We start from the raw sequence: 12,702 nt of genomic DNA on the forward strand, positions 1-12,702 counted from the left end.
CATAAAAATTAAAATGCGATATCACTTAGAGTACGCTAAGTGGATTAAATTCATTCTACAAATAATAAAAATTACATTAATACATAATATGTTAGCTAATTAAATTAAGCACTAAAGTACTCTGCTATTAATGTAAAAAGTATAAAAGTAGTTATCCTTTGATTCTTCTAGCTTAAAGACTTACAGTTGATAAATAAAGTAAAGACGTAGAACAGTTTAATCGCCAATATGAAAATCAAACAAGTTGACCCTCAAAAACCTAAAATAGCCTTGTTATTAACAGGCGGCGGCGCTCGCGCTGCTTATCAAGTGGGTGTGCTTAAAGCATTAGCCCACAGTATGCCAAGAACTGCCCCGCTGCCTTTTAGAGTAATAAATGGCACATCGGCTGGTGCAATTAATTCTGCAGCATTAGCATGCTATGCATCTTGTGCGCATTTAGCCGTGCGAAAGCTTGAATCTGTTTGGAAAAACTTTTCTACTTCAATGGTCTATAAAAGTGATTTTTTTAGTGTGTTTGGTCATATTGCTCGTAATATTTTAACGAGCTTTCAGTCAGAGCATATTAACCATCCACCAGCGAGTTTATTAAATAATCGCCCTTTGCGTGGTTTGTTAAACGAGATTTTAGATTTACATAGAATTGAGCGTAACTTACACCGTAACTATTTAGAGGCGCTTTCTATTACTGCATCTAGCTACACGACAGGTGATTCGGTAACGTTTTTTCAATCAAATACGCAAACATCTTGGCAGCGCGCTAAGCGTGAAGGTCGGGCGGCTCGTATTAATGTTGAACACTTAATGGCATCAAGTGCCATTCCTATGGTGTTCCCTAGTGTGAATATTCATAACCATTACTTTGGTGATGGCTCTGTGCATTTACTTTCACCTCTGAGTCCATCAATTCATTTGGGCGCTGAAAAAATCTTTATTATTGGGGTTGAGCAACCAAGAGAGCTGCATCCTCCAGGTTATTCTCCGCACTACCCTGGGTTATCGGCTGNGTGGGCGGGCATTTACTCGACAGTATATTTACCGACACTATGCTCTCTGATTTAGAGCGGTTAGAGCGTGTTAATCGCACATTGGGTTTACTCCCTGCACGCGATAAACATAAAGAACTTAAGCAAATTGAAAGCTTTGTTATAAATCCTTCGCAAAATTTCAACGCAATTGCTGCACAATATTACGACGATATGCCCTGGGCTATAAAAGTACTCTTAAGAACAATTGGTGTTAAAAAGCATTCGCAATCGAGTTTAACCAGCTATTTATTATTTGAAAAACGCTACACCCAGCATTTAATGCAAATTGGCTATGAAGACGGCATGGCGCAATTACCTAAAATGCGTGAATTTTTAGAGCTAGACTAGCTTCGTAAATTACTATTTAACCTGAACTCTGGTTAAGAGATTTCTTATCCACAGTGCAGGTTATTTAGGTAATTATTTAGGTAGTAATATAGGTAATAATTTAACTGTTTATTCTATCCCGTCGAGTAAAAAATGCTCTACCCGTTCAACTCGCCTTGGTTTACCTTGTAGCACTAAAACATCGTTAGCGAATAATCTGGTGTCCTCTGGTGGCGTATCTATCTCGTGCCCTTCTCTGCGCAATGCTTTTACGAGCACTCGTCGTTTAGCTAAATTTAATTCTTCAATTGTTTTGTTTACGGCAAATGCTTTGTCTGGCAAGGCAACTACATGTAAATATTCTAATCGGTCACTAGAGGTATCTTCGTTATCTTTAAAGTAGCCGGCATAAAAGCTTTGCATTAACGGATAGCGATTACGACGCTCTTTACTTACTCGGCGCACAATTCGGGTCATTGGCACACCCGACATAGACAATACATGCGATACCAACATTAAGCTTGCCTCTAACGACTCAGGTACGACCTCAGTTACGCCTAACTCTTTTAAATAATTAAGCTGGCTGTCGTCGCGTGTGCGAATAAGTATTTTAACGTTAGGCGCGAGTTGCTTTATTGCATCAATTACAACTTGAGCATGGTCAAACTCTGTAAAGGTAATAATAACTAAGCGCGCACGCTCTACTCCTGCACATTTTAAAATATCTTTTTGCTTAACATAGCCAAATATTACGGGCTCGCCTGCAGCTTTCCCTTCTTGTACAAGTATAGGATTACTTTCAATAGCGACGTAATCTATTGCCTCGGGCTTTAAAAATCGAGCAATGGTTTGCCCAACACGCGAAAAACCACAAATAACAACATGGTTACTATAAAGCGTACTGCTTTGAGGCTCACTCTCTATTGCCATACTAGGACGGTCGAGTATGCCTAAGCGGTTTAAAATAAATGGCGTTTTATCAATTAAAAATGGAGTTAACGCCATTGAAAGCACACCCAATGCAATTAAAAATGATGCCTGCTCTGAATTTAATAACTCATGCTGCCCAGCAAGTGCTATTAGTACGAAGCCAAACTCCCCCATTTGCCATAGCATGATGCCACAGGCAAGCGAGTCTTGATTTCGCTCATGCATCAGCCGTGCACTTATTGTAACCACGGCTATTTTTAATATGAGTAAACCAAGTAATGCACCAATAATAATTAAGCCATGATCCAACACAAATAAAATGTCGAGCTGCATGCCTACAGTTACAAAAAACAGCCCCATTAATATATCGCGAAATGGTCTTATATCAGCCTCTAACTGATGGCGATAACGGCTTTCTCCTAGCATCATACCGGCTAAAAAAGCGCCAAGTGCCATTGATAAACCGAACATGTATGTTAAAAACCCAGCAAATAAAGCCACTAATATAGTGGTAAGCATAAATAGCTCATCGGTACGCACTTGGGCTATTTCTTTAAAAACAATAGGCAGCACCCATTTGCCAATAGCCCAAAGTAGCATACATACAAACGCCCCTTTAGTTAACGCAAACGCTAAAGCCCAGCCAATACTTTGCGTACCACTTGATGCAAATAAAGGTAAAATGATAAGTAGAGGTACAACCGCAATATCTTGAAAAAGCAGCACACCAACGGCTAACTGCCCTCGTCGCTGATTAAGCTCACCCCTTTCTTTTAATAGCTTAACAACCACCGCAGTTGAAGAGAGCGCCATAATAGTGCCAATAGTAAAACTGGTAAGTAAGCTAAAATTTAAACAATATAAAATAATAATGAAGAGTAAGCTGGTTATACCCACCTGAAGTGAGCCCAATCCAAATACAAGATTACGCATTGCCATTAGCCGCGAAATCGAAAATTCTAACCCTAAACTAAATAATAAAAATACAATGCCAAGTTCAGCTACAAATTCTATTTCGTGCGTTTGCGCCAACCAGTCAATGCCATGACTACCCGCTAAAACCCCTGTCGCCAGGTAAGCTAAAATAGGTGGCAAACCTATACGCTTGAAAAACCATACAAAAAGTACGGCTGCGACTAACAAGCCAAAAATCTGAACATTAATGCTTTGCAAAAGTGACCTCATAATTTAATTAAAGCAAAGTACTGCCTTTTAAATACAGCAATTACCTATTTTAAAACCAATTTGAAATGTGGCATAAAAATCGCTTAGTAACTGCAAAGCAATACCCTCGGGGGAAGAATTTAATGGAAAATGTCCATATTTTGACACAACGTGTAACTGGTCGTGGTGATTTTTTGCCGTTTTCGGCTGAACCTACACGTACAAATGAGCCTGCGGCAACGCATGAGCTCGTTACAGAGTTACAAACTAGTTTAGTAATTGAAGATATTTTGGCTATATATGCAAAATTTGCAAAGCAATTAATAAATTTTTCAGGGTTGCAGTTCCAATCGACACTTGGCACAGCACAAACATCTGATAGCAACACAACAAGTACGCCATATCTTTATGATTTAACTATAGGAAAAGAACACCTAGGGCAGCTAATTTACTTTAGCCAATACCCACTATGTTCTGCAATTGAGAAAAAGCTTTGTGTTTTACATACTGCACTTGTTTATCCTCTTCGCAATGCGATGATGTATAGCCGAGTATTAAAGCTGGCTACAAAGGATGCATTAACAGGTTTAAATAACCGTAGTCAATTTAATGACATTCTATCGCAAAAGCTCGAAAATTGCCGCCGTTATCAACGCCCATTTAGTTTAATGCTACTTGATTTAGATAATTTTAAACAAGTGAATGACAATTACGGTCACAAAGTTGGCGACGACATGCTTAAAGTGTTTTCTGAAGTTTTGTGTACAAGTATTCGTGGCACCGATTCTGTATTTAGATTTGGTGGTGATGAATTTGCAATATTAATTGAAGATCCAGAGTTCACGACTAATAAAGCAGTCGCTGAGCGCATTATGCGCCTTGTTAGAACTTCAAGTATGATGTCGCAATACAAAGTAACAACCAGTATTGGTTTTACGTTGGCAAACAGCCCTGATTGCGAAAACGAAATATTCTCTAGAGCCGATAAAGGGTTGTATAGAGCAAAAGCGTCTGGCAGAAATTGCGCTAAAGCTTATTAACTAGTAAATTATATAGCCTAGCTTCCCCCGCTAGGCTTTTTTATAGATATAAATAAACGTATCAAACCGCCATTAATAGCTAATTAAAAATGATTCAATCTTAAATCTGATTATTTGGTATTAGACTTACCAAACATAATTTTATAAATTACTAGCGCAGCACAAAAGCCAAAAAAGAAACCACTGATTAAATTAAGTAAGGCTGTAATAGTGGCTAGTGGCGTTAACAAAACTAAAAGTAGCGGAACACTTACACCTAAAATAAAAAACAAACCACCTTTACCTAACCAGTATGATAACAAAAGTGCTGCTGATATAACTCCACCTGCAATTGCATAGCCTAAGGTTATAATATTTAGCTCAAGTAAAACATTTGCTATAACAGCAATAATAACTGTAATTAGCATACCCATAGGTGCTTTATTTACTAACGACAAACCAACATGAGGTTGTTTACTCATTTATATACACTCCCAATAAATACCATTTTCATCAATATGTTTTGCACTTATAAAGTATCCAACAACTTGAACTAATTCTTCGTTATAAAAAATAAGCGGCACATTACCGCGCAGCCAAGGCGCCACCTTTGTGTCTTTAAACCAATGTTTTAGAGTGTTACTTCCTGGTTTTTTTAATGGCTTTATACGCGCACTATTACAGTTAAAACGCACGGTTACCTGTTCATTAGAGTTTGGAGGTCTAATTCCCTTACTTTTTTTACCTGTTTGTTTTTTAAGTAAACGACCATCAGCTAGCTTTAGCTCATTTTGGTTAAGCTCTGTATCGCTTAATTGCTCTGTTGCAATAACAAAGTATAAATACCCTTGATGACGTCGTATTTGTCCACCAGTTAGCTCAATAAGTATTTGAGCGTCTTTTTTAGCATCTACTGCCTGATTAATTATTTGTTCAAGTTGCTTTTGCGATGGCATAACTTGCGTAAACAGCGACAACCATGCACGCACTACGTTAGTGATTCTAATCGGTGTGAATGCTCTAATAGCACTTATGTTTAAAGCACTTTGCTCATTAATACACAGTGCTAAATCGGCCTGAGTATATTGTTCTAGTAATTCTTGTTGTTGTTGTAATAAATGGATACTGCGTGCGGTGCATTGCTCAAAACCAGTAAATCGTTGTGCTAGTAGTGGCACAACTTGTGAGCGTAAAAAATTACGATCAAAGCTTTCATCGCTATTAGAGTCATCGGTTATATGATCAAGACTAAACTGCGCTGCAAAAGCTTCTATATCACTGCGTTTTACGTTTAACAGTGGTCTAAAACATACGCGCCCACTTTGTAGCAAACGCTCTTGGTGCATTGCGCCAAGCCCTTTTAAACCCGAGCCACGCTTTAAGCGCAGTAAAAAAGTTTCTACTTGGTCGTTTAAATGTTGTCCGAGTAAAATAATACTGTTTTGCGGGCTTAGCTCATCAAGTGCTTTGTAACGAGCATCTCGCGCTTGGGCTTCAAGGCTCGTGCGCGGTTGCTGCTCTATACTTACTTTAGCAACCTGAAAAGGCACGTTAATATCGGCACATACATTTTGACAAAAATTTTGCCAATCATCAGCATACTGACTCAAACCATGATGAACATAAATAGCGCAAACTTGAATAGCAGAATTATCTGCTTTAAGCGTATTCATTAAATGCAGCAATACCACAGAGTCAACACCACCAGATAACGCCACTGTGAAAACGGTTTTACCTTGCTCTATATAACTATTTAGTGATTTTTTTAGTTGCTGGTAAATTGCTGATGTATACATGTGTCCACACTTTAGGTGAGTTATACCAATTGTATTAAATAAGTAATGATTTAATAATTGGTAGTTATAAAGAACTCTGACTATTTTAAAGCAAAAAAGCCGCATAAGCGGCTTTTTTAACATTTAATGAGTTTAGCAGTAGCCAAACGACATCAAACGTTTGTAACGTTGATCAAGCATCTCTTCAAGCGTAAGTGCTTGTAAGTCTGCTAGATCACGTTTAAGGCGTACTTTTAAATTACGTGCCATTGCATCGTAATTGCGGTGCGCTCCACCTAGAGGTTCATCAACTAAGTTGCTGATTAAATCTAGTTCTTTAACTCGCTCTGCGGTTACACCCATTGCTTCTGCTGCAAGAGGTGCTTTATCGGCGCTTTTCCAAAGAATAGACGCACAACCTTCAGGCGAAATTACAGAGTAAGTACTGTACTGCAACATGTTAACTCTATCGCCAACACCAATTGCTAAAGCACCACCTGAACCGCCTTCACCAATAACCGTACATATTGTCGGCACTTTAAGTGTCGCCATTACTTTTAAGTTACGCGCGATTGCTTCAGATTGACCACGTTCTTCAGCGCCAACACCTGGGTATGCACCCGGTGTGTCGATAAAGGTCATGATTGGCATTTTAAAACGCTCAGCCATTTCCATTAAGCGTAAAGCTTTACGGTAACCTTCTGGCTTTGGCATACCAAAGTTGCGTTTAATTTTTTCAGCCGTATCGCGCCCTTTCTGCTGACCAATAATCATTACTGGTTCACCATCTAAACGCGCTATACCACCTAAAATAGCCGGATCGTTAGCAAAAGTACGATCACCAGCAAACTCATCAAACTCCGTGAAAATACGCTCGATATAATCTCGAGTATAAGGACGCAACGGGTGACGTGCCAACTGTGATACTTGCCAAGCGCCTAGTTCTGAGAATATTTTCTCTTTTAACTGGTCGCTTTTCTCTTTTAATTTACTGACTTCCTCTTCTAATCCAAGGTCTAATTCGCCAGCGCGGCTTACATTTTGTAATTCTTCAATTTTCGCTTCTAATTCTGCAATCGGAAGCTCAAAATCAAGATAATTGAGGCTCATGCTCTAAACTACCTAATTAGTTAAATTCCAGTTCTACATCTTGCGCCGCCATTAGTGATAACTTATGAATCAAGTCATCACTTGGCGTAACACACCATTCGATCCCAAGAGTTAATTGCGCCAACGCATCTGGGCGTTGGTAATAAACCTTGATCGGACACGTTCCCATTTTGTAGGGTTCGAGTACTTTTTGTAATTTATCGAAGAAACCTGCTTCGACTTGCACCATGTTCAGCGTCATTTTAATCGCTTTTATACGTTTTTCACGCGCTTGAACAATGGTGTTTATTTCTCTGGCGGTCATTGTAATACCACCAGAGAAGTTATCAAAGCTGACCTGTCCGGATATTACCAAGATATTGTTAACTTGGAGCATATCTTGGTACTTTTCAAACTCGTCTGAATACAAGCGTACATCAATGCGTGCACTCTTGTCATCTAAAGTTACTAAGGCCCAACGATTTCCTTTTTTATTAATTAATACCCTAGAGGCAATTACTAGGCCTGCAGCCGTTGCAAATACATCGCGATTAGTTGGTTGTAAATCAACTATTTTTCCGCTGGTATAATGTTTAAGCTCACGTCGGTACTGATTAATTGGATGGCCAGTTAAATATAAGCCTAAGGTTTCTTTTTCGCCATCTAACCATTCGTTATCGGTTAAACCAACTGCTTTAATAAATGCTTGTTCTACTTCATCAGATTCAGTTGCTAATAAGCCAAATAAATCACTTTGGCCTAATAATTCAGCTTTATTGTGCTGATCGGCCGCGCGCATAGCACTTTTTAAACTAGCTAGTAACGTAGCACGCCCCGATTGTGTTTTATCAGGACCTAGTTTATCAAGCGCGCCTGAATAAATAAGTTTTTCGGTTACACGTTTATTTAAGCGTTTTAAATCAACACGAGCACAAAAATCAAATAGGTCTTTAAATGGACCCCCTTTTGCGCGAGCTTCTAAAATAGCATCTACCGGTGCTTCACCCACGCCTTTAATAGCACCAATTCCGTAAACTATTTCGCCATCAAGGTTTACTGTAAACTTAAACTCACCTGCATTTACGTCTGGCGGTAATAAGGTGAGCTTCATGTTTTCACATTCATCCACCAAAATAACGATTTTGTCGGTGTTATCCATATCTGCCGACATTACTGCTGCCATAAACTCAGCCGGATAATGAGTTTTCATCCACAGTGTTTGATACGAAACGAGCGCATACGCTGCCGAGTGAGATTTGTTAAAGCCGTAACCTGCGAATTTTTCTACCAGATCGAAGATTTTTATCGCTAGTTCGCCGTCAATGCCATTATTTCTTGCACCATCTTCAAACGTTGAACGCTGCTTAGCCATTTCTTCGGGTTTTTTCTTACCCATTGCACGGCGAAGCATGTCGGCGCCACCAAGCGTATAACCTGCTAAAACTTGGGCTATTTGCATTACTTGTTCTTGATACAAAATAATGCCGTAAGTAGGCTCCAAAATAGGTTTTAAGCTTTCGTGCTGATACTGCGCATCTGGGTATGAGATTTCTTCGCGACCTAGTTTCCGGTCGATAAAGTTATCTACCATGCCTGATTGCAGCGGACCTGGGCGGAACAAAGCAACCAATGCAATCATATCTTCAAAGCTATCGGGCTTTAAGCGCCGTACTAAATCTTTCATACCGCGCGACTCTAGCTGGAATACAGCAGTCGTTTCGGCGCGAAGTAGTAACTCAATACTCTTTTTATCATCTAGCGGAATGGTATTTATATCGACTAGATTTTTACCTTGGCGCTTCATGCGCACATTGGTCATATCGACCGCCCACTGCAATATAGTCAGTGTGCGTAAACCCAAGAAATCGAACTTAACTAAGCCTGCGGTTTCTACGTCATTTTTATCAAATTGCGTTACCGGAAACTTACCTTCATCATCGCAATAAAGTGCAGCAAAGTCGGTAATAGTGGTTGGCGATATAACAACACCACCCGCATGTTTACCAGCGTTACGTGTACACCCCTCTAAAATGCGACACATGTCGATTAAATCTTTTACTTCGTTGTCGCCATCGTAGGCTTCTTGCAAGCGTGGTTCTATATCAAACGCTTTAGCAAGTGTCATCCCAGGATCCCCTGGAATCATTTTAGAAATACGATCGACAAACCCATAAGGATGCCCAAGCACTCGCCCTACATCGCGTATTACCGCTTTTGCAGCCATGGTACCAAAGGTAATAATTTGCGATACGGCGTTACGCCCATACAAAGCCGACACGTGATCAATTACTTCGTCACGTCTATCCATACAAAAATCGACGTCGAAATCGGGCATTGATACACGTTCTGGATTCAAAAATCGCTCAAAAAGCAAATCGAATTCAAGCGGATCCAAATCGGTAATTTTAAGTGCGTACGCAACTAACGAACCCGCACCTGAACCACGACCAGGTCCAACAGGAATATTGTTATCTTTACTCCACTGAATAAACTCCATTACGATTAAGAAGTAACCGGGGAATCCCATTTGGTTAATTACGCCAAGCTCTATATCAAGTCGCTCATCGTATTCAACGCGTTTTACTTTTCTATCTTCTTCATCGGGGAATAAAAACTGCAGTCGCTCTTCAAGACCATCTTCTGACACTTTAACTAAAAACTCATCAATCTTAAGTGAGCCAGTTGGGTAATCAGGTAAAAAGTAAGTCCCTAGCTGAACAGTTACATTACAACGTTTAGCTATTTCTACCGTGTTTTGTAAAGCCTCCGGTATATCACTAAACAACTCAGCCATTTGCTCTGATGTTTTTAGGTATTGTTCTTCAGAGAATCGTTTAGGTCTGCGTTTATCGTCAAGCGTGTAACCATCAAAAATAGCAACGCGAATTTCGTGCGCTTCAAAGTTTTCAGGTTTTAAAAACACCACTTCGTTGGTCGCTACAACAGGTAACTGCTCTTTTGTAGCAAGCTCTACCGCCATGTGTAAGTAGTCTTCTTCAAGCGGTCGATTGGTGCGAACAAGCTCAAGGTAGTAGTTGTCGCTAAAATGCTGCTTGTAAAAGCTAACAACCGATTCAATAACACTTGGGTTATTTTTTAGTAATGCCTTTCCTAAGTCACCGTCTTTAGCACCCGAGAGAATAATTAAGCCCGTTTTATGTTCCACCAGCCATTCTCGGTCAATAACGGGCCGATGAAATACATGCCCACGTTGATACGCTTTAGATATTAATAAGGTGATATTTTTATAGCCATCATTGTCTTTTGCCAATATGGTTAGACGACTTGGCTCATCAGGAAATTCTGGGCTGCGAACCCAAAAGTCAGCACCCACTATAGGTTTAATACCGGCGTTATGCGTAGCACCATAAAAGCGCACTAAACCACAAAAGTTCATTTGATCGGTAATCGCAATGGCTGGCATTTGCAGCTCTTGCGCTTTAGCAACTATCGGCTTTGTTTTAGCAAGGCCGTCAACCATCGAAAAGTCAGAGTGAACCCTTAAATGAACAAAATCAGGAGCAGCCATGCTNACCCTCACCATTGGCTTGCGCTAAAACACGCTGCACAGGTTTAAAGCTTTTACGGTGCTCGTCAATAGCGCCGTACTGCTCAAGCGCTGCAAAATGTGCTTTAGTTGGATACCCTTTATGCCCTGCAAAGCCGTATTCTGGGTGGCGTTTATCAAGCTCAATCATTTCGTCATCGCGCGCTACTTTAGCTAAAATAGACGCGGCTGAAATTTCAGCTACTAAGCTATCGCCTTTAACAATAGCTTGCGCTGGCATAGTGAGTTTTGGCAAACGATTACCATCTATAAATACAAATTCAGGTTGTGTGCTTAATGCCTCTACTGCGCGAGTCATGGCGAGCATAGTTGCGTGTAATATGTTTAACTCATCAATTTCTGTTGGATTGCAGCGGCCATACGCATAGCACAATGCTTTTTCTTTTATTTCAATCGCAAGCGCTTGGCGTTTTTTATCCGTTAGTTTTTTAGAGTCCGCTAAGCCAGCAATCGGTTTAGTGGGGTCTAAAATGACTGCTGCAGTAACTACATCACCCACAAGTGGACCGCGCCCGACTTCGTCTACACCAGCAATTAAGGCTACATTTGGTCTATCAATTTGCATTTATTAACTCCGCCACAGCATTCGCTGCTTGTTCGCTGGCATTTAATCTAATTTCTTCGTGAATAGCTAAAAAGCGCGCTTTTAGCTCAATGTTATCTGTGTTTAGCATAGGGGTAAGCGCGTTCGTTAAATTAGTTACGTTGCACTCGCTTTGTAAAAACTCAGGTACTAATTCTTCGTCGGCTAATAAATTAGGCAGCGAAAAATATTTTATATTAAACGTAAATAAGGTTTTAAAAATCCAATAACTCAAAGGTTTTATTTTATAACCCACGACCATCGGTTTTTTATAAAGCATGCCTTCAAGTGTTGCTGTGCCCGAGGCTAATAAAATGGCGTCGGCGGCTTGCATGGCTAATTTTGATTGCCCATCAAGCAAGTTAACATTAAGGTCAGGCGCAGTGGCATTTAAAATAGCAGTAAACTGCGCTCTGCGTTTTTCGTTAACTAATGGCACTACAATTTTAAGGTTTGGGTTTTGCGCTTGCAGCTTTGCAGCTGTTTTAATATAAGTTTCGCTTAATAAGCCAACTTCAGAGCCTCGACTACCCGGTAGTAAGGCAAGCACTTTATCATCAAGGCTTAAGCCTAACTCTTCACGCGCTTTACTGTCATCGTGCTCAAGTGCTATATCGTCAGCTAAGGTGTGCCCTACAAATGTACACGGCACTTGGTGCTTATCGTAAAATTCTTTTTCAAAAGGCAATAATGCAAGCACTAAGTTAGTAGCAGCACTAATTGTATGAATGCGCTTTTCTCGCCAAGCCCAAACAGACGGGCTTACATACTGTACTGTTTTAATACCGGCATCTTTGAGTGGTTTTTCTATTCGTAAATTAAAATCAGGGGCATCTATACCAATGTACACATCAGGTGGGTTATCAATAAAGTGTTGCACTAGTTGTTTACGAATTTTAAGCAAACGCGGTAAACGACCAAGTACTTCTACAAGCCCCATTACAGAAAGCTCATCCATATCGAACAACGTTTTACAGCCCTGAGCTTGCATTTTAGGTCCTGCTATTCCTTCAAAAATAGCATCTGGGTATTGTTTTTTAAGTGATTTAATTAAGCCTTCACCTAAAATATCGCCCGACAGTTCACCTGCCACAATGCCTATTCGTAGTTGTTTTTGAGCTTTATTCATTTGATTTTATTTCACAAGTAAACCATGCGTTCATACGTATTAGTTTACCGTGTTTTAGTGTTTCAATAAACGCCTAAAAATAGTCGTTCT

8 protein-coding genes and 1 pseudogene are annotated in these 12,702 nt (G+C 40.0%); 2 read left to right on the forward strand and 7 right to left on the reverse strand.

The features are described 5' to 3' along the window. Positions 1-228: 228 nt before the first annotated feature. Positions 229-1,376, forward strand: a pseudogene (locus L647_RS01000000124565) (patatin-like phospholipase family protein). 108 nt (positions 1,377-1,484) lie between these two features. Here L647_RS01000000124565 and L647_RS0118655 read toward each other — a convergent pair. Continuing rightward, positions 1,485-3,458 carry a monovalent cation:proton antiporter-2 (CPA2) family protein gene (locus L647_RS0118655; protein WP_024612382.1) on the reverse strand — a complete coding sequence of 658 codons (1,974 nt, stop codon included), beginning with the start codon at positions 3,456-3,458 and terminating at the stop codon, positions 1,485-1,487. Between the two features lie 134 nt (positions 3,459-3,592). Between L647_RS0118655 and L647_RS0118660 the strand changes: the two genes are divergently transcribed. Continuing rightward, positions 3,593-4,489 (forward strand): GGDEF domain-containing protein, encoded by an 897-nt coding sequence (locus L647_RS0118660; RefSeq protein ID WP_024612383.1) that lies wholly within the window; start codon positions 3,593-3,595, stop codon positions 4,487-4,489. A 110-nt stretch (positions 4,490-4,599) separates the two neighbouring features. On the opposite strand, the gene L647_RS0118665 is transcribed toward L647_RS0118660, so the two are convergent. From L647_RS0118665 to lpxB, 6 genes are all read right to left on the reverse strand, one after another. Further along, positions 4,600-4,950, reverse strand: a complete 351-nt coding sequence (locus L647_RS0118665) for a hypothetical protein (protein ID WP_024612384.1) — start codon at positions 4,948-4,950, stop codon at positions 4,600-4,602. Continuing rightward, positions 4,951-6,264 (reverse strand): tRNA lysidine(34) synthetase TilS, encoded by a 1,314-nt coding sequence (gene tilS, locus L647_RS0118670; RefSeq protein WP_024612385.1) that lies wholly within the window; start codon positions 6,262-6,264, stop codon positions 4,951-4,953. A 132-nt stretch (positions 6,265-6,396) separates the two neighbouring features. Next, positions 6,397-7,353 (reverse strand): acetyl-CoA carboxylase carboxyl transferase subunit alpha, encoded by a 957-nt coding sequence (gene accA / locus L647_RS0118675; protein ID WP_024612386.1) that lies wholly within the window; start codon positions 7,351-7,353, stop codon positions 6,397-6,399. Between the two features lie 16 nt (positions 7,354-7,369). Then, complete coding sequence (gene dnaE, locus L647_RS0118680; RefSeq protein WP_024612387.1) at positions 7,370-10,861, reverse strand: DNA polymerase III subunit alpha; 3,492 nt, start codon at positions 10,859-10,861, stop codon at positions 7,370-7,372. Next, positions 10,848-11,465, reverse strand: a complete 618-nt coding sequence (gene rnhB, locus L647_RS0118685; protein WP_024612388.1) for a ribonuclease HII — start codon at positions 11,463-11,465, stop codon at positions 10,848-10,850. Before rnhB ends, dnaE begins: the two co-directional genes overlap by 14 nt. Continuing rightward, positions 11,455-12,612, reverse strand: coding sequence for a lipid-A-disaccharide synthase (lpxB, locus tag L647_RS0118690; RefSeq protein WP_024612389.1), 1,158 nt, complete (start codon positions 12,610-12,612; stop codon positions 11,455-11,457). The genes rnhB and lpxB overlap by 11 nt, the downstream gene beginning before the upstream one ends. Positions 12,613-12,702 lie beyond the last annotated feature (90 nt).

This window comes from Pseudoalteromonas sp. TB64, from assembly GCF_000498095.1.
Taxonomy (GTDB): Bacteria; Pseudomonadota; Gammaproteobacteria; order Enterobacterales; family Alteromonadaceae; genus Pseudoalteromonas.